At 64.0% G+C, this 24,066-nt stretch carries 18 protein-coding genes and 3 pseudogenes; 8 read left to right on the forward strand and 13 right to left on the reverse strand.

Annotated elements, in window-relative coordinates; translation table 11 throughout:
* Positions 1 to 91: 91 nt before the first annotated feature.
* The gene (locus ACNQS7_RS00535) at positions 92 to 733 is read left to right on the forward strand and encodes a cadmium resistance transporter (protein WP_079481877.1); all 642 of its coding nucleotides are present in this window, start codon (positions 92 to 94) and stop codon (positions 731 to 733) included.
* A 1,096-nt stretch (positions 734 to 1,829) separates the two neighbouring features.
* Here the strand turns inward: ACNQS7_RS00535 and ACNQS7_RS00540 are convergent.
* From ACNQS7_RS00540 to ACNQS7_RS00575, 8 genes are all read right to left on the reverse strand, one after another.
* On the reverse strand, positions 1,830 to 2,132 hold the full coding sequence (locus ACNQS7_RS00540) for a hypothetical protein (RefSeq protein ID WP_055580841.1): 303 nt from the start codon (positions 2,130 to 2,132) through the stop codon (positions 1,830 to 1,832).
* Positions 2,129 to 2,356, reverse strand: a complete 228-nt coding sequence (locus ACNQS7_RS00545) for a ribbon-helix-helix protein, CopG family (RefSeq protein ID WP_055580842.1) — start codon at positions 2,354 to 2,356, stop codon at positions 2,129 to 2,131. The genes ACNQS7_RS00540 and ACNQS7_RS00545 overlap by 4 nt, the downstream gene beginning before the upstream one ends.
* A gap of 207 nt (positions 2,357 to 2,563) precedes the next feature.
* On the reverse strand, positions 2,564 to 3,289 hold the full coding sequence (locus ACNQS7_RS00550) for an ATP-binding protein (RefSeq protein WP_240263800.1): 726 nt from the start codon (positions 3,287 to 3,289) through the stop codon (positions 2,564 to 2,566).
* Between the two features lie 47 nt (positions 3,290 to 3,336).
* The gene (istA, locus tag ACNQS7_RS00555; RefSeq protein ID WP_240258325.1) at positions 3,337 to 4,854 is read right to left on the reverse strand and encodes an IS21 family transposase; all 1,518 of its coding nucleotides are present in this window, start codon (positions 4,852 to 4,854) and stop codon (positions 3,337 to 3,339) included.
* A 684-nt stretch (positions 4,855 to 5,538) separates the two neighbouring features.
* Positions 5,539 to 6,144: an RES domain-containing protein gene (locus tag ACNQS7_RS00560; RefSeq protein ID WP_082986671.1), complete on the reverse strand. Its 606-nt coding sequence runs from the start codon at positions 6,142 to 6,144 to the stop codon at positions 5,539 to 5,541.
* Between the two features lie 122 nt (positions 6,145 to 6,266).
* On the reverse strand, positions 6,267 to 6,977 hold the full coding sequence (locus ACNQS7_RS00565) for a hypothetical protein (protein ID WP_065136438.1): 711 nt from the start codon (positions 6,975 to 6,977) through the stop codon (positions 6,267 to 6,269).
* Between the two features lie 735 nt (positions 6,978 to 7,712).
* Positions 7,713 to 8,681 (reverse strand): hypothetical protein, encoded by a 969-nt coding sequence (locus ACNQS7_RS00570; protein ID WP_133450036.1) that lies wholly within the window; start codon positions 8,679 to 8,681, stop codon positions 7,713 to 7,715.
* 471 nt (positions 8,682 to 9,152) lie between these two features.
* Positions 9,153 to 9,530, reverse strand: a complete 378-nt coding sequence (locus ACNQS7_RS00575) for an STAS domain-containing protein (protein WP_069433862.1) — start codon at positions 9,528 to 9,530, stop codon at positions 9,153 to 9,155.
* 1,174 nt (positions 9,531 to 10,704) lie between these two features.
* Here ACNQS7_RS00575 and ACNQS7_RS00580 point away from each other — a divergent pair.
* Entirely contained in the window at positions 10,705 to 11,172 is a 468-nt protein-coding gene (locus ACNQS7_RS00580; RefSeq protein WP_055576974.1) for a hypothetical protein, read from the forward strand.
* Between the two features lie 253 nt (positions 11,173 to 11,425).
* On the forward strand, positions 11,426 to 11,716 hold the full coding sequence (locus ACNQS7_RS00585) for an IS110 family transposase (protein WP_231752364.1): 291 nt from the start codon (positions 11,426 to 11,428) through the stop codon (positions 11,714 to 11,716).
* A gap of 256 nt (positions 11,717 to 11,972) precedes the next feature.
* Here ACNQS7_RS00585 and ACNQS7_RS00590 read toward each other — a convergent pair whose 3' ends face one another.
* A complete protein-coding gene (locus ACNQS7_RS00590) occupies positions 11,973 to 12,551 on the reverse strand; it encodes a TetR/AcrR family transcriptional regulator (protein WP_133438099.1) in 579 nt (192 codons plus the stop codon).
* Between the two features lie 78 nt (positions 12,552 to 12,629).
* Between ACNQS7_RS00590 and ACNQS7_RS00595 the strand changes: the two genes are divergently transcribed.
* The 3 genes and pseudogenes from ACNQS7_RS00595 (at position 12,630) to ACNQS7_RS00605 (ending at position 14,877) form a co-directional block, all read left to right on the forward strand.
* Positions 12,630 to 13,817: a cytochrome P450 gene (locus tag ACNQS7_RS00595; RefSeq protein ID WP_133450037.1), complete on the forward strand. Its 1,188-nt coding sequence runs from the start codon at positions 12,630 to 12,632 to the stop codon at positions 13,815 to 13,817.
* A gap of 564 nt (positions 13,818 to 14,381) precedes the next feature.
* Positions 14,382 to 14,528: pseudogene (locus ACNQS7_RS00600) on the forward strand (alcohol dehydrogenase catalytic domain-containing protein); the annotation flags it as partial.
* Between the two features lie 55 nt (positions 14,529 to 14,583).
* Positions 14,584 to 14,877: a hypothetical protein gene (locus ACNQS7_RS00605; RefSeq protein ID WP_418011127.1), complete on the forward strand. Its 294-nt coding sequence runs from the start codon at positions 14,584 to 14,586 to the stop codon at positions 14,875 to 14,877.
* Positions 14,878 to 14,994: 117 nt separating this feature from the next.
* On the opposite strand, the gene ACNQS7_RS00610 is transcribed toward ACNQS7_RS00605, so the two are convergent.
* Both ACNQS7_RS00610 and ACNQS7_RS00615 read right to left on the reverse strand, forming a co-directional pair.
* The gene (locus ACNQS7_RS00610; protein WP_055576978.1) at positions 14,995 to 16,647 is read right to left on the reverse strand and encodes a PPE family protein; all 1,653 of its coding nucleotides are present in this window, start codon (positions 16,645 to 16,647) and stop codon (positions 14,995 to 14,997) included.
* 48 nt (positions 16,648 to 16,695) lie between these two features.
* Positions 16,696 to 18,342: a PE family protein gene (locus ACNQS7_RS00615; protein WP_287042151.1), complete on the reverse strand. Its 1,647-nt coding sequence runs from the start codon at positions 18,340 to 18,342 to the stop codon at positions 16,696 to 16,698.
* 1,058 nt (positions 18,343 to 19,400) lie between these two features.
* Between ACNQS7_RS00615 and ACNQS7_RS00620 the strand changes: the two are divergent.
* Positions 19,401 to 20,044, forward strand: a pseudogene (locus ACNQS7_RS00620) (hypothetical protein).
* A gap of 52 nt (positions 20,045 to 20,096) precedes the next feature.
* Positions 20,097 to 20,674, forward strand: a pseudogene (locus ACNQS7_RS00625) (helix-turn-helix domain-containing protein); the annotation flags it as partial.
* 100 nt (positions 20,675 to 20,774) lie between these two features.
* Here the strand turns inward: ACNQS7_RS00625 and ACNQS7_RS00630 are convergent.
* Positions 20,775 to 22,808 (reverse strand): site-specific integrase, encoded by a 2,034-nt coding sequence (locus tag ACNQS7_RS00630; RefSeq protein ID WP_133450039.1) that lies wholly within the window; start codon positions 22,806 to 22,808, stop codon positions 20,775 to 20,777.
* Positions 22,805 to 24,016, reverse strand: a complete 1,212-nt coding sequence (locus ACNQS7_RS00635; RefSeq protein ID WP_055577260.1) for a tyrosine-type recombinase/integrase — start codon at positions 24,014 to 24,016, stop codon at positions 22,805 to 22,807. The genes ACNQS7_RS00630 and ACNQS7_RS00635 overlap by 4 nt, the downstream gene beginning before the upstream one ends.
* Between the last annotated feature and the right edge of the window lie 50 nt (positions 24,017 to 24,066).

The following is a 24,066-nucleotide window of genomic DNA, read 5'->3' on the forward strand; positions in this document are numbered from 1 at the left end:
ACCCCGGCAGTCGTCATGAATTTCCGCCCCACTGGAGGTCGTTGGTGCGCGGGAGCGCGGGGCCTGCTGAGCAGTAGGCTCACCCGATGCGGTGGGATTTCACTCGAAGCTGGTCGCATTGGCCGTGCTGAGCCCAGCCACACTCGTTCAGGCGATCGCCACCTTCGCCATCACCAATATCGACGACATCGTGGTCCTCGCGGTGATGTTCGGCCAGGCGCCCGGTCATCGTGGCGCAGCCATCCGAGTGACCGCCGGTCAGTACCTCGGCTTCACCGCCATCTTGGCAGTTTCGGTCGGCGGCGCACTCCTGGGTGCCACGCTGCTTCCTCCAGCCGCACTGCCGTACTTCGGGCTGCTGCCCATCGTGTTGGGGCTGCGGGCGGCATGGCTGGCCTGGCGGGATCGCCGCACCCAACCGGCGCCGACCGATGATCCCGCAACACTGTTGACGCCTGGCACCTGGCAGGTCGCAGTCATCACCTTCGCCAACGGCGGCGACAACATCGGCGTGTACGTTCCGATCTTCGCCGTCTCAACGATCGCCACCATCGGTGTTTACATCATCGTGTTCCTCATCGGTGTGGCCATCTGGTGCGCGGCCGGCCGATATTTCGCCTCCCACCCGATCATCGCCAAAGCACTCTCACGCTGGGGCCACATCGTTCTGCCCGTTGCACTGATCACAATCGGGGCCCTCATCCTCATCAAAGGCGGAGCGTTCGCCCTCTAGCTCGGAGCAACTTCACCACTCAGGGCCAGGAGGCGCTCCTGCATCGGCATGTGTTGGCGTTCAACCACTTTGGTGATGTCCCGGCCCGTATCCGCTATGACAATCTAAAACGGGCGGTGGCCAAGGTGCTCAAAGGCCGCAGCCGGCACCCGAACTACCAACACGAGCGAGCGCACCACAGAATCATGATCGTGTGTCACGAGAGACACGATCACAGTAGTTATACCGAAGACGTACCCGAGCCAACGGAATCGACAGGAGACCATTCCGGCTACCCTGCTGCGCTCGCAGCCGGGCGCGGAAGCAGGGTTGCCCCAGATTCAATGAGAAACGTCGCGATCGAAATTCTCATCCAATCTGGGGCAATGCAGGTCAGACTAGTAAATGTGCCCCAGATTCAATGAGAACGGACAGCCGCGGTCGTGTGCGGTGAGGGCTTGCGAGTGGCCCGGTCGGCCAGAAACGAAACGCACGAAAACACTCCGGCCGGTCGGCGTCGGTGCGAGACAGTGCAGGACCTGACGAGGGCGGCTCGGCGGGTGGCATAATTCATGCATAATATCAGTTATGCATGGATAACAGTCGCTGCCGTGTTCACCTTTGCTACCACCGGTCGTAAACCCACGTTCACATGCCGTGCGGCCCCAGCCTCCCCATACGGGCTAGACTGCCCGAAGTCGACGGCTCTAATCCGCAACCCAGGCAAGGTGCTTGGCATTCACGCCGAGCTTTTTCGCGACGGCGGCGACACCGCCGTTCACCTCGACCAGACGGCCGAACAGGCTGTCCGCACCCGACCACCATCCCGTTGCCGGCAAGCTGACCTGACGGTCGTTGGCGAGCTATAGGGCAAGATGTTCGCGCACGTCGGACAGGTCGAGCGGTTCCAATTCGAGCACGCGGCGCCAAATAAGCCTCGTCGACTTCTATGCCGGAATCGGCTGCCGCGGCGAGAACGGCAACTACGAGATCGTCGCCCTCGGGCGCCTTCGTCGCGGTGCTGATGACGTCGTGAGCGGTGAGATATTCCGACCGTGGTCCATATCCGGCATTCTCAAGGCGGTGACGGCGACACCGGGTCGGTCTTTGCGCTGAATCAGGAAACGAGGGCCGCGATGGTTGCCGTCGTGTCGGCGAGGGCTGCTGCGCCGATGTTGCCGATGGATTCGTCGAGCGCTACCGCGGGAAGCCACTGAACTAGCTCGGGCAGGACAACGCCCTTGGGTTGCTGCACAGATACAATCATCGCCATTGTGCCACTGGGGATTTCACCGGGAATGAACGGGCAGGTGATCACGCGCCCGGTTGCAGCGGCGAGGTGTATCGCGTTGGAGAGTACGACAACATACAGCTCGTGTCCGGTGTCGCGGCGCGGCCTGACGTCGCCGGGGGTGATCACAGGCCTGCGGCCCGGTTGGCCTGGTAGACCGTCTGCGCGTAGGCGTCGATATCCAACGCCGGAACGGTGTGCGCGGTGTAGTGGTCCAGCGAGATCCGGAGATGCTCGTGGTGCAGGGCCCGCTCGATCATCTCGGAACGATTCAAGCCGACCGCCTGGGCATCCGCATCGGCCGCCGCAAGCACAGCCTGATCTATCGTCACCGACACCTTCGCCTTTGTCATACTTATTATCCTACCTTAAGGAGGATAAGCGTCCTGCTTGGTCCAACCGTCGCCTGCATTCCTCAGTTCTGTTCTCTGTCAATGGACAGCTGAAACTGCCCGTGGGCGGACATGAGAACTGCCCGTAGGTGGCCAATAAGAACTGCCCAGTGGCGGACACGAATCTGCCCATTAGGGTGTGTCCGCCACCGGTGGTTGAGGCCGTTGTCAGCTCAAGGGTTTGACTCCCTTCCCGTGCAGGGCTTGGGCCAGCCGCACGGAGTCTCCGCTGGTCTGGCACAGGTGCGCGTGATGCAGCAGCCGGTCCACGGTGGCAGTCGCCAACGTCTTGGGCATCAGCTCATCGAAACCACTGGGGTGCAGGTTCGATGAGATCGCCACCGAGCGCCGTTCATAGGCGGCCTCGACGATGCGGTAGAGCCCTTCAGCGGCATCGGCACCGACGGGCAACAGTCCAACGTCGTCAATCACCACGAGCTCGGCACGCACGATCTTGGCCACGGCCTTGCCCAACGAATCGTCAGCGCGGTGCGCCCGAACCAGGACCCCGATCTGCTCGAGGGTGAACCACGCCACCGGCATCCCGGCTTCGATGACCTTCTGCCCCAACGCTTCGAGGAAGAACGTCTTGCCGGTGCCAGCGGGCCCGCAGACCACCAGGTTCTCCCGACGACCCACCCACTCCAGGGTCTGTAGCGCCTGCTGGGTCGGTAACGGGATCGACGACGCATTGGGGTCCCACACGTCGAATGTCTTCCCGGTCGGGAAGCCGGCGGCTTTGCGGCGGGCGGCCAGCATGGACCGGGCCCGGCCGGCGGACTCCTCGGTCAGCAGCGCTTTGATCACCTCGGTGGGGTCCCAGCGTTGAGCTCGGGCAGTGGCCAGCACGTCGGCGGCGATCGCGCGGGCGTGCGGCAACCGCAGCCCACGCATCAGCGCTTCGACGTCGGCGGGTAGCGACGCGGTGGTCGTGGTGGTAGTCACGCGATGCCTGCCTCGTCAGCGTCGATAACGTTGCGGCCGAATAAGTTCCACCCACTGGTTCCTTGCGCCAGGGAGGTGTCTTCGTCGGCGCCGCGGCGAGTGGTGTCCATGCCCTTGCTGGCGAGGATGGAATCAAGGTCACCGGTGGCGAAGCGACCGTGCACGCCAGCATGCCCGAGCGCCCAGTCGACATCGGCGCGGCCGGTTAACGCCGACAGTTCCACCGCGTGGGCCATCTTCTGCAGGATCCGTTCGGTGCCGACGGCGGCGGCTTCTTTGAGCCACACCGCCGCACCCGGCCCCAGCGCCAGGAAGGTCTGCTCACTGACAGTGCGGGCCCGCACCCGGTAATCACCGGGCACCTTGTCCCGATGCTCAGGGAAGTGGTCATCGTTGATGGCGGGACTACCGGGGGCGGCGCGGCGATGCCGCGCCACCTCCACCGGGCCGCCGCCATCAAGAGCGCAGATCACCACCTCATCGGTGCCGTCGTGGTCACGGATCCACACTGTCTGGCCCAGAAGAGTTGCGGGCAGCGAGTATTGGCAGTGGTCGAAGGTGACCATCGGGGTGTTGTCGGGAACCCGGCGGGTCACCCCCAACGCGGCGGTGTGGGGCAGGTCAGGAACCGCGTGCAGGGCCGGGCGTTCCTGAATGAGCATCTCGGCCGGCCGGCGTCCCGTGATCCGGTGCACGCGGGCGTTGATCTCGGTGGTGAAACCGGCGCATGCGGCTTCGACGTCGGCGAACGAGTCGTACTGCGGCAGGAGGTTGGTCTCAGTAGGCACGATGTCGGCTTTGGCGAGCTTCACCGCGTTCTCCACCCCACCCTTGGTGGCTGGGTCGGCGGGTTCACACGTCAGCACCGAAAGGCCGTAGTAGCGGCCGAAGGTGACCGCGGCCCGGTTGCGGACCGGAACTCCGGCGATGTGTCCAGTGGTGACGGTCTTCTCGTTGTCGGTGAGCAGGTAGGTCGGAGCACCACCGACGATGCGAAAGATGCGGTCCAGGCCGGCGAAGACACTGGGTGCGGTGCGGTCCCGCAAAGCCACCACGACGCGGTAGCGGCTCCACGCCAGCCACGCCACGAGCAGCACGATCTTGCGGCCGGCGACAAGGGGGCCGTCGGCGAAGTCGTACTGTAGCCACAGTCCTGGCTCGGTGATCCAGGGCCGGTGCACGCGTGTATTGCCAAGGCGCCATTGCGCTTTGATCTCCGCCAACGAACGGCGGGTGGTGCGGTCGGTGCCGGTGTAGCCCAACGCCACCAGCTTGTCGTGGGCTTTGTCGCCGCGGATCTTGCCCTTCGAATCAGCGACCCAGGTTTCCAGCAGGTCGCGCCAATCATCGATCATCCGGGCCCGCCGCGTGGCCGGGGGCAGCCCAGCGTTGCGATCCTCGACCGCTTTCTTCACGGTGTGGTGCGAGCACCCACACAGCTCGGCCGCGGCGCGGTAGGACCCGGTCAGGTCGTAGGCATTGAGTATTTCCATGAGTTCTCCGTCAGACTTCAAGTAGGTCTCTCCTGGGGTTGTCGGGTCGACTAGGCATCGACATCGAAACCGCAGGAGAGGCCGCCCCAGCGCAGACGCGCCGAACGACATCAAGTAGGTCTGGGCAGATTCATGGCCGCCTGCGGGCACTTTCGTATCCGCCGGTGGGCAGTTCTTATTGGCCGCGAACGGGCACTTTCATGTCCGCCAGTGGGCAGTTTTTCATGTCCGCCGACAGTTCTCCAATGCAAGCATCACCCTCCGGCATCCGATCCACGTGCACGGCACAGGCGCACGGTCGCCGATCGCTGGACGCCGCTCGCCGCCTCGCTCCGAACGACTTGAGCGGCCCGCCCCGCGACCCGCGCTCAACACTAAATGTCGGTGATTGGTCTTACCTGGGCCGCCATCACGGCGCACAAGAAAGCCTGCCGCTCACGGCGACTCATCAGCCTGCCGGACCACGACGGCCCACCCGCTTTCCCGGTGCACTGTTTATCTCTTCGAACGCCAGGCATCCTGCCTGGTCGACCAACCATGCCCAACGTCAAACTTGACTGCCAGCGCGAAAGCTAGACCTACACATCACGACCCCACTGGCGCCGAAAATTCGGTCTTGACAATGCGCCTGCCTGCCGGTGTCAACGAACTTTTGCCCACATCGCCGTCGTGGATAAAGTTGCTACCTTCCGGCCACGACTGCGCCTACGCCTTATCCGTCTCAATCAGCGCACGCAATTCTTCGGCGATCTCTTCGACGAGTAGTCGCCCTGGCCCTTCGTAGAGGTTTTGCGAGCCGGGTCCGGACCGCTGCCAGGAACCCCGCTTCGGCGGGTACCTTTCCCCAAACAGGACGATTACTTCTTCGGGCGGCTTGTTGATCAACTCGGCTTGACGAGAATGCCAGATCAGTCCCTGAAGCGGCGGATCATGTTTCTGTGCAAGAGCTGCGATCGCCAGGCGCCGGGTGCATGCATAGTGCTCGGCCGGACTCGAGATCACTTGGCTGCGCTTGAGGTTTAGCCGCGTCAGCTGCGGATCGCGAAGGTCGCCCAGCGCAGCATCGACCGGCAACTCGATGTGCGCCAACAGCTTCTCGTGCAGATGGGCGTCGTAGGCGATCATGCTGCCCAACTGGTGGACATCGTGAAAGACCGACTCGAGCAGGACCCCGGTAGGCGATTCACCCACATACATGTTCGACAACCGCTTTCCGGTGATGGGGTCGTCGATCGGGGCAAAGCGGGTGTCGCCCCAGCCTGCATTGAATTCGTCATATCCCCACTTACCGTCGTACACGCGGTAGAGCATGCGGCCTTTTTCGAGGGGCACTGCATTCAATGTGGGCAACGTCGCGACTACACCACAGCCCGCCGGGTGGGGGCACACCAGATCCTGGGGCGGAGGCGTAGCGGTCACGTCGAGCCGGTGTTCTAGGCGGCCGCACCCGCGGCGAAGCGCTGGGCTGCGCGCAGCGCACGCGCTGGATCAGTCGTTGCGGTGCGCTCTGGTACCTCGCCGGAGAGAAAACTCGTCGGGCTGGTAAGCCACGTCCACAAGGACCAGTCCCGCACTCCCCCATTGGCAAGCGCTGCCAGGATCGGCGCCAACTCGGCGCGCAGCTTGCCGTGCTCATCGAATTGAAACGCCGGTATCAAGGTCCTGCCGCCATGGTCAACGGTGAATAGTTGATGCGCTTGTCGACGTCGCGCCACCCACGTTCTGGTGTTGGACTCCGACGAATTGCGCTGCTCACTCAGCGATTTGTAGGTGTGGAAAGGCGTCGCGAGCAGCGCGTTGCGGTGGGCGGCCAAACGCTTCGACTGCGACAGGGTCGCGGCGGGCGTCAGACTAACGCCATGGCCCATCAGCACGCGAAGCAGCTCTTCGCGCGACGCTTCCACATGCTCGGCTTGCAGCGTGCGAATAGCCTTGAACACCTCAATGAACTCGCGGATGTGTGCACCGCCCTGCGGGTCATGCACGAGCGCGTTGCGTAGTTGTAGCAGGGCGATTGCCTCGTGTGGGCCCTCGGTTCCTCCGAAGAAATTGAGGAGCTGAAGCGCCTCGGTGAGCTCCCCTCGGGTAACGCCACGGACCTCCAGTCCATCGTCCACCTCGGCGATAACATAGTCCGACATCATGTAGCAATCGTAGCACTTGCTGCGATCGGCGTCAGTTCGCTACAAACCCAAATCGACGCACACGGCACGGCGGACGCCCACGGTTGGGACGGTGTTCCATCGCGGGTGATCGTGCCGACCGCTGAGCCTCAGGCGTCGATCTTTGCGTGGACAAGCGACACCGTCATTGGCGTCAGAGCGCTAAGCCTGATCATCTGTTGAATCAATCGCTTTCACTCGCTCCAATCGACTGCGGTGAAAAGCCCTTCATGAGTACGAATTGCGCAAGTTATCGCCAGTGTAGACAATTGCGAAATGCACTGCGGCGAAACATGTTAGAGAATATCGCGACCTTGATCGGATCGGCGGTATCAACATCGGTCGAATTCTCTGGCATTTTGCTAGTTGGGCCGCGGTTGCCGGATGCATCCAAGAGATCGAGGTCCTGCAAGTTGGCGCTCTCGAGTAGTCGAACCATGACCTTGCGACGGTGAACCGCCGGTTGGGCAGTACGACGCGGCCTATGGGTGGAGGTCTGAGTCGACCTTCGTCGGCGCCACTTCCGGGCTCTTGGCCCCTGGCTTGAGCATACGGGCTGATCAAGTTTTCGGCGATTGACTCGGGCTGTGAAATAATCTGCGCTGCAACAGGATAGGGAATAAGGGCTCGTTCTACGTTCTACTGATAACCCGCCGTATTCGCATCCGCTATATTCCTCACTCGACGGAAGTTGTGGGGCAGACGTGACGGCCACGATCATTCCTCGTCGTCATTGACGCCTCCGGCCACCCGCGCCCTCAGGTGGTCGATGTAGTCGGAACGGATCACTCGGTTACACCGGGGGCGTTTGCCGCCGTTGACGTCCTCGACGTACTTGGCCAGCAATGCCGGGTTCTTCCCGGACCAACCGTGGGCAAGCGCCCATCCCTGCATCGCGTCGCCGTCCATTGGGATGCCGGCATCGTGGACTTCGAGGAGCACACTCACGACGTCGTCCTTCTCGTAGCCAGCCGCGATTGTGTTGTTGTGGTTGATCGTTAACGTGAGACTGTTCATCGCCTCGATCACCACGGGGTCTAGCTTCGGCGTGAGGTCCTCCCACTCCGAACCGTTGCCGAGGATATCCGGTCGCATCTGCGTTACCCACGGCCGAATCCGGTTGGCGTTCCAAGTGATCACACACAACCCCCGGATCATGTGATTGCTGAATCGGACCAGTTCGCCGATGTCGTCCATGCCTGGCCAGGCCATCAGCACCGGGCCGTGGCCACGCACGTATGCGCCTCCTCTGCCGGTCACGTGCTCGACGTCGGAGTGGCGGATGACCAGTCGGTTCAACATGTCGCAGTTGCGCAGGTTGGACTTCAGCTTGGTCCAGACAGTGAGGGTGTCGCCCTTCTCCATGTGAGACGTGCACCAGCGGATGGCTTCAGCCACACCGCCGTCGTCATAGCTTGCCACGGCGGTGGGGTAATTCACCTCATCATCGAACATCGACGGCTCCTGCTTCATCCCGGCAGTCACTACCTTAGCCACCAGCGCCGACAAAGTTTTGGCGAAAGCGCCTGTGACCCAACTCGTGTCATTGTGGTGGGTTCGGCCTGACGAAGGGCGATCTGCGGGCGATCCGGCCCCAGCGACACCAACGCGGCAGCAATAGCAAATCCAGCCGCAGCCGGGCACTGTCGGGTTGGGCAGCATATGGCACCAGACTTGCCCGAGCACGTTTGAAATCGTGCGCCGCACACGTCTCACAAGGGTCCGAAGCACCACCACGGCGAACGGCGTCGGCCACGCTGAGGAAAAGCGCCCGACGTGCGTGGGCTCTGACCGGGCTGAAGTGCCCGCATCGAATATGGTCGCCACTCACCTAGCCGCCTTGGCCGACCGGCTTTTCCGCGGAACCACCCCGGGCCGCGCTGGGCCGCCCAACTCTCGAAACGACGGCGGAGACGAAAGAACCGGTACCAGTGCCACTCTTCGTACTCCGCGGTCTCCAGATCCGTGCCGTGCAGATTTCGGCGGAGGTCAAGTGTCCAAGGACGTGGTGTACGTCGTCGTGTGTTTCTTCGGGGTGATGGTTCAGGCGGTCAGTGCCGCCGGGGGAAAACCCCTTTTCGGTGCGTTTGCTAGCGTCGTCCTGACCGACAGTGACCGAGGCATGGTCAGTGTGGATGAGCGCCAACGCCCGGCCCTTCATGGTGGCTCTGCGCTGGGTGGCGGTGCTGTCCTTAAGCCTTTGCGGGCCTCGGCCACGCTCGGATAGATCGCGATGACGGTGTGAAGGCCGGTCAGCCGCAGCGGTCTAGCTGTGGCCGGGCCGTCAGCGACCACTGCATAAGCCGTAGTGTCGGTGGCGTGGTGAGCCTGGACAAGCACGTCGATGCCCACCGCACTCATGAATTCGACGTGGGACAAATCGATGATGAGCGCGGCGGGCCGTTGTTTGAGAACCTCGTTGACGCGGTGAGCAAAGTGTGGCGTGGTCGCGAGGTCAATAACTCCCGATGCCGACAGCACGAGAACTGCTCCGTCATATGATACTAAAAGACGAAGTCCGTGAGAGGAATTCACCGTATCCTGTGACCCCGCTGGCTGGTATCGGCGTGCCTTAAGGCTGCTGGCTGCCGCCGGAACTCGTCAGTGTCGTTGAGCGTTCGATGTGCGTCTGCGCGAAATCTGATGTGGATGACGCCTCTTGCTCGGCGCGCGATGATAGCGGAAGGGTGTCCCCCAATTGGCGCGTAGCAGCGATCAGCGCGGAGGCCCGTCCAGTTAGGTGTGCCCGGCCGGTACATCGGGCATCGGCCGACGGTCGCGTATACCCCATACCCCCGGACGGTACCATATGTGGCCAATCTCGCCCCACAACCGACATGGGTTGCTCTGCGGTGACGGCTTGACCCGAGGCCACCGAGCAGGCGGTCAGTCAAAATGCGGGCAGTTACTGCGAGGAAAGTGCTCCAAGCGGTGAACCGCGAGCCTTCAACTTTGGACCAACACAGGGGTCGGGTGGCCTGCCGGCGCCGAAGGTCCCCCGGGCACAGCGTGCCATGCACCAGAAAGGTGTTCGACGGGCCTTTCGTAACCTTCCCGCTCCTTGTCACACGCGCCACCTGCTCGTACCCTCAGGGGGTATGGGGTACTTGTCGGCACGGACGAAAGCGATGTTCCATGGCCGCCTGTCGTCAGCACGGCACAGGGCGCGCTGCTACCCTCCAATTATTGCGCAAAGTCGCCGTCATCGTGCTGCCCAACCAGAAACTCACTGCTGTGCTGATCGCCGATAACCCAGGATCCTCGGTCATCACGGCTAGCACCTGGAAGCCGGGATGATGACCATTCTGAACTACACCGCTTATCGACCTGACACAGCCGGAAGGCAGATGACGCTGCAAGTGCCCCCTAGGACAGTTAATGGCCGGTGCGCGAGTTCTAAACATTGGGTGTGCCGGGCATACCGTTGTTGACAAATCCGATCAAGAAAATGGTGCGTCTAAATATGCTTGCCCTCTTGCACTATTACGATAATCCACGTGGGACAGCGCCAGCATTGAGAGGCTCGCTTAAATTCACCGTCCCCTCAATTAAAGTTTTGGCACTCCGACAAGATGTGCTCATCCGGTGATCCGCGGCAGACGCACGTTCGTCAGAAGTCCCGCAGTGGCCAAGTGGGGGTCACACTGATGACCAGCAGGGACATGAACCTCGCCATTGATAGCGGTAAGACAAGAGAACGGAAACACGCATGAGAATGTGGCCTCCGCCCGCAGCGATTGCGGTGTTGTTCGGAGTGGGGCTTGGCGCGGCCGCACCGCAGGCCAAGGCGGAACCTCCGGCGATGGACGGTGTCTATCTCTACGCCGACGACGACGGCGGTACGGGGACGTGGACTGTCAGTACGACATGCAATCCGGACTGCATCGCGCACGTGACGACTGCGCTGGGGTCGAGTTTCGACGCTCCACTAAAAGATGGCCAATACGTCAATTCGCGGACTATCCCCGATGGTCTGAAGTGTCCGTTATATGTGATGGGCGACTTTTTATTCGATGGCGGATACCATCCGGTGAGCGTAGTCCAGTGGTGGGACCCTGTTACGCTCAACGGGGAAGTGCACTTCACGCCCTACACTAAGGTGGACATCCCACACGTCCCACCGAACTGCTACATCGTTGACCACCATCAATTATTTTCCCTGACCAAAGTCGGCTGATATAGATCGGCTTGGTCCTTCTCAAAATGCCTCCGGAGGTGTCAGGAAGGGATCTGTAACTGATTCCTTCCGGGGTCCGCGTGTTGACGCACGTTGACCTCGTGACACGCCCCGGAGGTGTTGTTGTGTCTGTGCATGCAGCTCCAGTCACGTCGTCCACGATCGTCATGGCCGTTGATGTCGGCAAGACTTCGGCATTGTTTTCGGTGACCGACGCGACGCGTCATCGGCTGGTCGGTCCGTCGAGTTCGCGATGACCGGGTTGGGTCTGACCGCAGCGGCGGCGCGGGCCACGGCTGTGGTGCCGCCGGCAGGTCGGGTGAAGGTTGGCGTGGAAGCCGCCGGCCACTACCACCGCCCGGTGCTCGACCATCGGTGGCCGGACGGCTGGGAAGTGTTGGAGCTCAACCCCGCTCAGGTCGCCGAGCAGCGTCGCGTGCAGGGCCGACGGCGGGTCAAGGCTGACGTGATCGACTTGGAGGCGATCACCGAGCTGGTGCTGGCCGGATACGGACACCCGGTGACCGATCGCGATGTCGTGTGATCGGTGAGCTGAACGCCTGGGCCCAACACCGGAGTCGCAGCTTGGCAGGACACACTTTCAACCATCGGCTTATACCCTTGGTCTTTGCCCGACGCAGGCCAGGCAGACGGGTCTCTTCCTTCCAACCAGACTGTGTGCACCTGCCGCTCTGGCCGGGATTGTGCCGACGATGTTGTGTTGACAGCGCAAACTGGCTGCGTCACCGCGTCCGATAACGGCTTGCGAATGTGGTCGTCGTCGGTGTGCTATTGCCAGATCAGCGGGGTTGGGCGGCATGGATTACGGCGTCGACGATACGACGGATGCGCGCGGCGGCCTGATCGGGGTCGGGCCGGCCGGCGTCAAGCCAGGCGATCACGGCGTCCATTGTGACGGTAGGTAATAGGTGCGCTGCCCAGCTCCGCCACCGCTCGTCGGCGATGCCCGCAAGGTAGCGGCGCGTGATCTCAGTCCCGTTGTCCAGAGCTCGTTCTATTACGTCACAGAATTCGGGTTCGCGGGCAGCATAGCGAAACAGCAGTCGGAAGGCCTCCGGATCAGCAGCGGCTGCACGTACTAGCGCGGGGATGCTGGCATCATCGAATTCGTCCGCCCCGGTGGCCTCGCGGAGCCGGCGGTAACCGTAGTCGAGCACTTCACGATAGAGGTCAGCCTTCGAGGCGAAGTGCCGATACAGGATCACCGGGGTGACACCGGCTTCTGCGGCAACGGCATCAAGTCCGGTGTCAGCAAAGCCTGCCCGGGCAAAGGCGCGGGTTGCGGCGTCGAGGATCTGTTCGCGGCGCCGCTCGCGCGGCAGCCGTCGAGTCGGCTCGGCTCGGCTGACACTCACCACAACCCCCTCTTGTTTACGGGTTACTTTACAACTAGCCTTGTCTAAGGCATCTTATACAAGAGTTTCTTTCCTTAGAGGATGCCCGTGACCACACCAATTCAGCTGCCATTGACGCGGGCGCATCCGCTCCAAGCCTCGCCTGAACTGCGCGCGTTGCAGTCGCAGGCCACGATTCACCCGGTCCGCACGCCCGTGGGCGATGATGCGTGGCTGGTCACTGGCTATGCAGCGGTACGGCGTTTGCTTGACGACCACCGACTGGGTCGCGGGCATCCTGAGCCCAACACCGCCGCGCGCATCGGGGAATCGGCATTGTTCGGCGGCCCGTTAGGCAACTTCAACACCGAGGAGGCCGACCACGCCCGGATGCGTGGCCTACTGCAGCCGCACTTCTCGCCCAAGCATTTGCGGACCCTGCAACCGAGGGTCGAAGCGCTTACCAGCGGACTGCTGAACGAACTCGCGGAAGAGGGTCCGCCGGCCGACCTGTACGCGAAATTGGCTGTGCCGCTGCCGATTCTGGTCATTTGCGAGCTCCTTGGTGTGCCGTACTCCGATCGTGACCAGTTTCGTGGGTGGACTCAGGACGCGGCCAATGTGCGCGATCACTCCCGCTCCGAGCATGGCCTGGCCGAATTGTTCAGCTATAGCATGAAATTGGTCGAGCACAAACGCGCCTACCCCGGCGACGACGTCATATCCCGTTTGTGTGCAACTGACGGCGTCTCCGACGAGGAGGCCGCCACGTTGTCGATGTTCCTGCTATTCGCCGGGCACGAGACCACGGTAGTCGCCATCGGATACGGGGCATTGCTGCTGCTGACCAATCCCAATCAACGGCAGGCGATGCTGGCTGACCCTACGGTTATTCCGATCGCAGTCGAAGAGCTATTGCGGGCAGCCGCCTTCGGCGGCGGCGTCGTCGGCATTCCGCGGTATGCGCGCACCGACTTCGACATCAATGGTGTTGCAATCCATTCCGGAGACTTGGTCCTGCTTGACATCGAATCGGCTAACCACGACCCGACGGTGTTCGCCGAGCCGGACCGTCTGGGTATCTCCCGGCGGGACGCCACCCACCTCACCTTCGGATACGGCGCGCGGTACTGCATCGGGGCGCCGTTAGCACGTATGGAGCTAAAGACGGTTTTCACCCAGCTCTTTCCGCAGTTTCCTGCCATGCACCTGACGGTGGATCCCGCGATGCTTACCGCGCGTAGCGACGTGCTCGCCGGCGGGCTTGTCGACCTACCGGTCTCGTGGTGAACCAACCCGTCCTAACTCCCCTGCTCAATGTCGGCCAGCTTCTTCGAAGATGCCGTTATGGCGAATGGCGACACTGCGCTCATCGACCGTGGTCACCGGACGCTCCCAGGGTTCAGCCGTAGGCACCCGAGCCCGCCCAACAACCGCGCAGGACTGCTCGGTCAGGAGGCCACCTGCCGAGGTGGCTTGGGTCATCGCACTCTTCTTCGAGGCGACGCTTCCGTGGCGGGGCACTGCGGCGGCGGCTTCAGGCCTGGATTTGCGGCTACGGGCGCCGAGTCCCCAACGGAGATTGAGGAAAAGCTCCCCCACGGCGACGTTGCGGCGCCAGCGAGTTCGGTTCCGTGGAGATTATCAATGGAGGCGAGGCGCACTTCGTGCCTCGAGTTAAAGTTCGCAGATGAAGCGGGTAGTGGTATCACGCTACGGAGGGCCAGAGGTCCTCAGCGTCATCGAGGAGGACGAACACGTCCTGGGTCCCGACCAAGTTTGCGGGCTGCCACTATCTGCAGCCGACGTGGTTCGACGTGACACCAAGTGAGTGGCCTCGTGTTGTCCGCGGGCGTGTCCTTCACGGACACGCTGCTTCGAGCCGGAACCTATCCAGGTCGTCCCAAGCCGCCCTTTACCCCTGGGTATGAGTTCGTTGGTGTTGTGGAGCAGGTCGGTTCGCGATGCTCGACGCTGGTGCCCGGGGTGACCGTGTCGCCGCGCGAGTGGTTTGGGGTGGCTACGCCGAGTGGTCTGTGTCGCAGAGTCCTTGGCGGTGAAGGTGCCAGACGATGTGGATCCGGCCGTGCTTGTCAGCGTGATTTTCCCATACATGACCGCCTACCAGCCCATCCATCGCGCGGCGAAAGCGCGGCCTGTGGCAACGAATTCCTCAATGTCAGGCTTGAAAGTTACGGGTTGTTCGGATTACCTACTGGTGAGCGGTGACCAGTCAGGCGTCGGCGGGCTCATCGACCCCTCCCTGCTGGTGTCGGCCGACGAGGTTGCAGCCTCGCACTGTTCGCGGGATGCGTTGGCCTCGTCAACACCGGAGATCAAGGACCGGTAGAACAGCAGATCCAACCCCGATACGTGAGTCGAGCGGTCAGCAACACGGTCGCATCTACGTCTGCGACCGAATCCGGCACATCATGAATCGCCCTTGATAATGAGCCCCGTGCTGACGTCACGGCAATTGTCGACGGATGCTGAACAATCCGGACAGGCCGGTGCCCACATTGAAAAAGCCCGAGCCTAATCCGCTGGTGGTGGCGGAGCTGAGGGGGCCTGGTATGCCGGTGTTCCCGAAGCCGGACAGGCGGCCGTTGGCCAACGGGTGGCCGCTGGCGGTGTTGCCGAAGCCGGAAATGTTCGCTGCGTTGCTGCCGACGGCGGCGTTCCCGAACCCGGAAATGGAGCTTCCCGCGTTGCCGAAGCCGGAATTGACCAGGCCGGTGTTGGTGGTTGCGCCGAAGCCGGTGTTGACGTTGCCCGAATGCCACGAACCGGTGTTGACGTTCCCCGAATTCCCGCTGCCGGTGTTGGTGTCACCGGAATTCCAGAAGCCGGTGTTGTATGAGCCTGCGTTGCCGAAGCCGGTGTTCTCGCTGCCCGAGTTGCCGAAGCCGGTGTTCAATATTCCCGCGTTGCCGATGCCGGTGTTCAGCAAACCGGCGTTTCCGATGCCGATGTTGCCGTAGCCCGAGTTGCCGAAACCGATGCTGTTCAGCTGGCCTGGCTGCAGGGGGTTGATGCCGGTGTTGAAAATGCCGACGTTGTGATCACCCGAATTGAAGAAGCCGATGTTATTGGTGCCGGAGTTGCCGATGCCGATGTTGCCGGAGCCCGAATTCAGCAGACCGGCCAGGTTGATGCCCACCTGATTGTTGCCGGTGAGGCCGATGCCGATGTTGTTGTTGCCGGTGTTGCCGAAACCGAAATTGTTGTTACCGGTATTGCCACCGCCGATGTTCGCATTGCCGACGTTCCCGCCGCCGGTATTGGCTTCACCGTTGTTTCCGAAGCCGATGTTGTTGTTGCCGCGGTTGCCCATGCCGATGTTGTGGCCCGGGTCCGCGCTGGTGGCGATTCTGCCGATGTTTCCTAGGCCGATGTTGCCGTTGCGAAAGTTCCCAATGCCGACGTTGCCGTTGCCCAGGTTGCCGTTGCCGATGTTGTCGTTGCCGATATTGCCGCCGCCCAGATTGGAACTGCCTCGGTTCCCTTCCCCGACGTTGCCGCTGCCCGTGTTGCCGCTGCCGACGTTGGCGTTGCCCTTATTGCCCACGCCCAGGCTGGGCAGGCCCTGCAGCAGCTGCTGCAGATTGCTGGGCAGCGAGACCAGCTGGGCCGCCGCCGCCGAGGCCCCCGAATGGTATCCGAGCATGGCGGCCACGTCTTGGGTCCACATCTGCTCATAGATGCCTTCCGCCGCCGCGATCGCGGGCGCGTTCTGGCCGAACAGGTTCGTCATCACCAACTGCACGAACGCGTTTCGGTTGGCCGCCACCGCCGCCGGAGGAATGGTCGCCGCGCGGGCCGCCTCGAACGCCGAAGCGACAGACTTGGCTTGTCCGGCCGCCGCGGCCGCCTGAGCCGTGGCTGCGCTCAAGAACCGCTGATAGGGTGCCGCGGCGGCCGCCATCGCCGCCGCCGCCGACCCCTGCCACGCCTGGCCCGTCAACCCCGCGGTCACCGCGGTAAACGCGTGGGCGGCCGACTCCAACTCCGCGGACAGCCCCTCCCAGGCCACCGCGGCCTGCAGCATCGGCGCGGAACCGGCACCGGCAAACATCCGCCACGAATTGATCTCCGGCGGCAACACAGCAAAATTGGTCATGGTGATCTCCAAGGAAAAGTGGACCGAATTGGATGACAGCGGCCAGGGCTAACCCGGACGGCCATTGGCACCGTCGGCACCCTTCAAGCCAGGGTTACCCGGATTGCCCGACGGAGCCTGGAACGGGGGGGCGAAGCCATAGCCGGGTCCGCCCGCGCCGCCAGTGCCGCCGGCCCCGCCGGTGCCGCCCAGGCCGCCGGCCCCCGCCGCGCCCGGCCGGCTGAGCGGCCCAGCCCCGCCGCCCGCGCCACCGTTACCGCCGGCTCCCCCCGCGCCACCGGGCGCGCCGTCACCGCCGTCGCCGCCCGGGCCACCGCGAAAAACACCGTCGGGGGTGGTGCCGCCGGCACCACCGGCACCACCGGGCCCACCCGCGGCTCCGATGCCCCCGGCACCCCCGAGACCGCCGCCACCGCCGGCACCGCCGTCGCCGAACAACAGCCCGCCCCGACCACCAGCGCCGCCGTTACCACCCGCGACACCGTTGCCGCCGGCACTCAACAGGCCATTGGCGTCGCCACCGCAACCACCCGCACCACCGGGACCTTGAAGGGCACCTCCCTCTGGGTCCGCTGTATAGTTCAGGCCGCCGCTGCCGCCAGTGCCACCGGGCGCACCGGCACCGCCGTTTCCGCCATTTCCGCCGGCGCCTCCGGTTGCGACATCAAAGTTGTAGAAGACGTTTCCGCCGTCGCCGCCGTTCCCGCCCGTCCCGCCGGGCCCGCCGTCGCCGCCCACACCGCCCGTTCCGCCGACGAGATTGCCGTTGCCCCCGGGACCGCCGGTACCGCCGGGCGCATTGTCGCCCCCGGCCCCCCCGGCGCCGCCGTTACCGCCTGTGTTCGACAGTAGTTCGGGGTCACGGGCATCGCTGTACCCGGACCCGCCGTTACCGCCGGCCTGGCCGGGAAGTCCGGGGTGGCCGGGCTCGCCATTGCCGCCGGGTTCACCCGGTGCACCGGCGGGGCCGTCCGTCGCCGACCCCGTGAAGCTCTGCACGGGGTTGACTCCGTTGTTCCCATTGCCACCCGCGCCGCCGGCACCGCCGGCACCGCCGGTGCCCCACAGCCCGGCACTGCCGCCGTTACCGCCGCTGCCACCGGACAATCCGCCGAAACCGCCTGCCCCACCGTTGCCGTACAGCAGCCCACCGGCCCCACCGTTGCCACCGCTGGCCCCCAGCCCGCCGTAGCCACCGGCCCCGCCGTTGCCGATCAACCCGGCGGTACCGCCGTTGCCGCCGGCCCGACCCGCGCCTCCGGATCCGCCATTGCCGCCGTTGCCGTACAACAGCCCTCCGGCACCGCCCGCTTGCCCGGTACCCGCCGCCCCGTCAACACCGTTGCCGATCAGCGGGCGGCCCAGGGCCACTTGGGTCGGTGCGTTGATCGCGTTTAGGAGCTGCTGCTGCACGTTGGCTGCTTCGGCACCGGCATAGGCGTTGCCGGCCGCGTTCAGCGTCTGCACGAACTGGCTGTGCAGTGCCGAGGCCTGGGCGCTCATCGACTGGTACTGCTGGGCGTGCGCGCCGAAAAGCGCCGCGATCACCGCGGACACCTCGTCGGCTCCAGCAGCCAGCACATTGAGCGTGGGGGCAGCCGCCGCGACCGTAGCGCTGTTGATCGTCGAGCCGATACCGGCTAGATCCGTCGCAGCCCCGATCACCAAATCCGGCCGAGTAAACAGAAAGGACATGACAGGGGGTTCCTCACTTTATTGCTGCCTCGGGAGAGGCGAATCATATCGAGTAAGCGCAGGACAACGGTGTACCAGTTATATGAAAGAATTCTCACCGTTATCAAACGGTTATATTACTCAGGGTGCCGTGTAAAGTCTTTTTACAATTTAAACTCTGGCAATGTACATCGGATTGACCAGGTCGAAGCACTCGGCGCAACGCCAGGCTGATGTCCACGCACACAGACAATTGTCCACGCACAGAGACGACGCACTAAACGTCGGACCGGAACCGCAGTGACGGCAATTCCGGTCCGATGCAACTAGCTGTACCGAGACAGGACGTTGGTAGCAGACGTGTTGGCTTGATGTGGGGAGACCTCCGGTCCTCGGCTGCCTTCTCCCACCTCAACCGCTATGCGTGGCATACGGTTTGGCGATAGATCGCCGTAAACACCCGAAATCGACCTGGAAACAACTCCGCGGACAGTACTGCGCAGGGCGATGGTGGCCAGCCGGGACGAGGTGACACTGATCGATCTGTCCAAGAACAGCACTACCCGATACCGCTACGCGGATCGGTCATCCCGAAGCTTGGCCGATCACCGCCGACGAGAAACACCACGACACCAGGACGTGTCTTGTGGAGAGCCCGGTGCATTGAGAGATGCACGCCGGGTTCGGGAAGCGGCCCGGAGAAACGGAACAGCCGCAAGAGTGTCAGCGCGCTCTGGGCCGACTTTCACCAGTAGCCAGCCGACCGCAACTCCGCAACAGCAACCACGCCGATCTCTGCGACCGTCATACCCATAGCCGTCTCCTTCCACAGACGTAGAGATACGACGGACGCTAACTATCCCCCGAATCGTTAAGCCGAGGAATTCCTCAGCGAACCCGGCTGTTCGGGGGCATTCAGGGTGAGCACATGGAGGTAGGGTTGCGGCGCTGACGGTAAGCAGCGTGGGGCCGGTTATGCCCCGGTTTGTGTGTGTGGTGCCGGGGCGGCACGGTGATCAGGTCATTGGTAGGCGACGGCCCTCCCGCCGTCTCTTGGCCGAGTGCTACGGGAGGGCCGCCTGTGTGCGCTCGGAGGCGCAGGGGTCACCGTAGAAGCAGATGTCGATCAAGTCGAGCGCAGGCTGGGCGGCTGGTGAGCTGAGCTGCCCATCGTGCGGGGGTGTGCTGGCGGGTTGGGGGCGGGGACGGTTGCGGCAGCGGCGCGGATGGGCCGGTGGAGTTGTGTCAGCGCCGGTGGCGCTGCACTAGGTGCGGGGTGACGCATGTTTTGTTGCCGGTGACCGCGCTGCTGCGCCGCGCCGATACCGCAGCGGTGATCGTGTCGGCGCTGGCAACGAAGGCCACAACCCCGGGTGGGGTTTCGCCGAGTCGCTGCGGATTCGACGCGTCCGGCCGAGACGGTGCGGGGTTGGCTGCGCCGGTTTGCCCAGCGGGCCGAGGCGATGCGTTCGGTGTTCACCGTGTGGCTGGCTGCGGTGGCTGCCGATCCGGTGATGCCGGATGCGGCCGGCGGGGTGTTGGCCGACGCGGTGACGGTGATTGCGGCGGTCGCGACCGCAATCACACACCGTTCTTGCTGCCCAAGGTGTCGCTGTCCGAGACGGCGGTGGCGGTCTCCGGTGGCCGGTTGTTGGCGCCGGGCTGGCCCGGCGAGCCGGTGCAACACGAGTCGACCCAGCCGGCGGCGCCGATCACGCCGTAAATCTGTGCGCTGTTGTGTGTTTGACGGACAGCAACCAGGAAGGAGCGGGCCGGTGGCGGTCAGCGACGATGAGGAGAAGGTGCGTGCAGAGCGCGCGCGGGCGATCGGGTTGTTTCGCTACCAGTTGATCCGGGAGGCCGCCGATGCGGCGCTTTCGACCAAGGAGCAGGGAAAGATGGTGCGCGAGCTGGCTTCCTGGGAGCACATCGACCCGTTCGGGCGGCGAGTGCGTATCAGCCGCCCGAGCATCGACCGCTGGATCCGCGACTGGCGCGCCGGCGGGTTTGACGCGCTGGTGCCCAATCCGCGTCAGTGCACACCACGCACTCCGGCCGAGGCGTTGGAGCTGGCGGTGGCGCTGCGCCGGGAAGACCCGCAGCGCACGGCCGCAGCGATCCGGCGGATCCTGCGCACCCAGCTAGGCTGGGCGCGCCCGATGAACGCACCCTGCAACGCAACTTCCACCGGCTCAGCCTCACCGGCGGCACGGCTGGCGGATCGGCGCCGGTGTTCGGCCGGTTCGAAGCCGAGCATCCCCACGACCTGTGGACCGGGGATGCGCTGTACGGCATACGAATTGCGGCCCGTAAGACGTATCTGTTCGCGTTTCTAGATGATCACTCCCGGTTGTAGCAACATCCTGGCATCCGACGCAACAAGACCCCCGAAACCCCTGCTGCACGGCGTGTCTCGGCTGCCGCCGCTGCGAGTTCCGAACTCGGACGAAACGTCAAGCCCCTGCTAGAAAACGTTCACGCCGTCCGGAGAATGATGCATCAGCTGCAACATCGCTCATTTCGGCGTCGGTGATGAACAGCCGCCGGAAGTCGTGGGGGGTTACCCTTAGCGGCGCCCCGCTGGCGCCGGTCAGCTCGGTGCTAGCCAGTGTGTCGTTGATCAGCTGGCGGATCATGTTGGGGCTCAGTGGCCGGTCTTCCAGGCGCCAATGCCATTGGAACAGTAGCGGCATCGGTGGGTTCCAGATCCTCTCGTGGTAGTCGTATGCCGAGACGAGCGGGATGCCGCCGTCGGGTTGGCGGATGCGGGTGACGATGGTGGCCAGCACGTCGGCCAGTTCCGGGGAGATCACGAGCAGTCGTTCGGCGTCGGTTTTGGACGGGGTGATCTGCAGCAGCGGAATCAGTTCGCCGGTGGTTGCATGCCGGTATTGGATCAGGCTGTGGTGTGACAGTTCGGTCAGTTCCTCGATGCGGATGCCGGTCAGCCGCAGCACTTCGATGCTGGCCCATGCCCAAAAAGCTCGTCGCTCTTCAGCTTTGAGGTCACGACGACTGCAGGTCGCGGGGTCTTCGGCCCAGAGGTGGGTGCCGGATTCCGGTGAATGCTCGGCCCGCCGCAGCGCCTGCCCGTCGATGGTGATCTCCCGACCAGGCTCGGTGGCCAGGACTGCGGCCAGCGCTTGGGTGGCCCGCTGGCGGCGGTTCTCGGCAGCGGTCACCAGTGTCGGCAGCACGGGAAGGCGTTCGCGAGTGCGCTGGTCCATCCGGGACTTGCGGGCAGCGGCGGTTTTGGCGCGGCCGCTGGTCAATTCGCCGCCACGGATGGGGCAGACCGCGACCCACGGCCCCCACCGGGCCGGGTCGTCGGCGGCCCATTGCGCGATGTCCAGATAGAACGTGCGGACGTTGCCCAGGTGCTGGATCGCCGACAGTCGTGGCGTATGACGCTCGACGAGCTCGCCGCCCTCGACCGTCGTGGTCGTCTTCACCTGCATGCGCAGCTTCCATGCCGCGGCGACCTCGTGGTGCAGGCCCAGCGAGGCGATGCCCGGGTGATGCAGCTCCAAGTCGCGCCAGAACAACTTGCCCAGCACATAGGATAGCTGGAGCACGGTCGCGTAGTCGGAGCCGGCCTGCAACTCCCGCAGATAGTCCACCAGCAGGTCCCGGATTGGCCGGCACTGGATGCCGTATCGGTCGATCATCTCCTCGACGCTCCTCTGGCCGTGGACGTGAAACGCTCTAGTGCTCGCCGGTGCGTTGTCGGGGAACCGACCCAAAGAACGCACTAGCTGGTAGAAGAAGGCACTGCGGTATCCGCGGTCCCTGCCGCTGGCTTTGGTGGCCTCCGCGGCGAGCTGCACCATCTGGATGCAGTCGCCGGCGGTGATGTCGATGGCCCGACCTCCTTTGCCTGCCATGATCATGGCGATACGCGCCAGCGCGATCCCGCGGGCCCAGTCGCCTACGGCCAGCCGCTGGCACTGGTCGTTCAACACCGCGAACCCTTGCGGGTCGCGGCTGCGGGCCAGCGCAGTCGCGAGGTTCTTCGGCGACGGAGTCGCCAGCAACCAGCCCAGGCTCGGACGGATCACATCGGCGCAGATCAGCACCGACAGGCCGCGCGAAAAGCGGCTTTTCAGGTTGCTGACCGCGGTTTCGGTGCGGCCGGCCGCCAACGGCGTCACCGCAAGGATCCGCCAGTCGGCGGCGTGCTCCGCGCCTGAAGCAGTCCACCGCGCCTGCAAGGTACTTCCCGGCATCGTTGCTAGCCAGTCCAGCACAGTGCGTACACCTCGGCGCACCTCGGCCTGGTATTCGGCGTTATCGGCGGTGAACGGCGTGGTGAGCACCCGGGCAAGGACACGTCCGCGCGAGGCTTCGGTCGCCTCCCACGACACAGGATTCACCCGGGGCGGGAACTGCTTTCGCAGTTCGAACACGTCGCGGCGATCCGAACGAGGTCGCCGCTGATCGCGGCTCGTCGCGGGTGCCACCGACGAAGCCGGCGCCGTCGTGGTCACCGCGCGGCTCCCGGGAACAGCACATCCAGCGACTCGGGTCGGTATTCCGGCGCGATGAGCGCCGGCGCAGACGGCGCCGTCGCCCGCCGCGCATGGTGGGCCAGGATGCTTGCGATGGTCTCCCCGATCGGAGCCGAGGTATAGATCTGGGTGGTGGTCAATTGGGCATGACCCAAGATCCACTGCACATCGGTCAGCGCCATCTCCGGGTCGCGGGCCATCCGATAGGCAGCAGTATGACGCAGGTCATGGATCGAATAGTCCGTTCCAAGAACGGAATTGACGCGGACGAACATCGCCCGGCCTGCGTGATAAGTCAGCGGCCGAAACGGCCACCGCAGTGTCTGCCACAGCGGATCATCGCGCCTGGTCGGCATCTGTCCGTGAAACTCCGCCTGATACAGCCGAAGCCACACGAACGCATCCGGCGAGGCCGGAAGCTGCTGCGCCGCCCGGCTACCCTTGCGGATCACCGTGATCAGCTGCAACCCGGCATCCACATCACCGCAATGAACGCCCAGCAACTCCGACGCCCGGGCACCAGTCGAGACGAAGAAAGCGACCAACGCCCGATCACGATGCGATCCCAGCCCGGCGAACAGTTCGTTGAACTTCTCATCCGGCATGCAGCGCGGCAGCCGGTCGACCAGCTTGGGCCGATACAACCCGACACGCTCGTTGCGATGTGGATGCATCGGATTATGGTGCGCACCAAACCGTTTGCGTCGCCGCTCCCGCACTAGCGGGAACGGGTTCAGCATCGGCCCGGCACCGGTGTCCACATGAAAGTCGTAGAATGACCGCAACACACTCTCCCCATGGGCGGCAGTCCGCGGCGCATACTTCCCACCGGACACCGCAGAGGGTGCCTTGTCGCTGCACTCCCAGCGCACGCTCACCGGCTTGCTCCCGATCTGAATCCAACGGCAGAAGTCACGCGCCTCGACCCAGGTCGCCTGGTCCCACGGCACCTGCACCGCCCACAGAAACCTGAACCAGCGCAACAGATCATGACCATACGACCGCTGCGTCGCCTGCGACCGCCCGCACGCCTGCACCTCTTTGAGGAACGCAGCGACCGGCACAACCACTTCCCCGCGCGGATCGATCAACCGATACGGCTCCCACGGCGAACCGGTCGCCTCCAGCCGCCCGACCCGAGCAACGATCAGCGCCCCCAGGTCTCGCCCCGACTCATCTTCGACCACGGCGCCGAACCCTAACGGCCCCCAACGCCCGGGCGCCACTGAACAGGGAA

It is taken from the genome of Mycobacterium sp. 23 (genome assembly GCF_048287075.1).
In the GTDB taxonomy this organism is placed as follows: Bacteria; Actinomycetota; Actinomycetes; order Mycobacteriales; family Mycobacteriaceae; genus Mycobacterium; species Mycobacterium gordonae_B.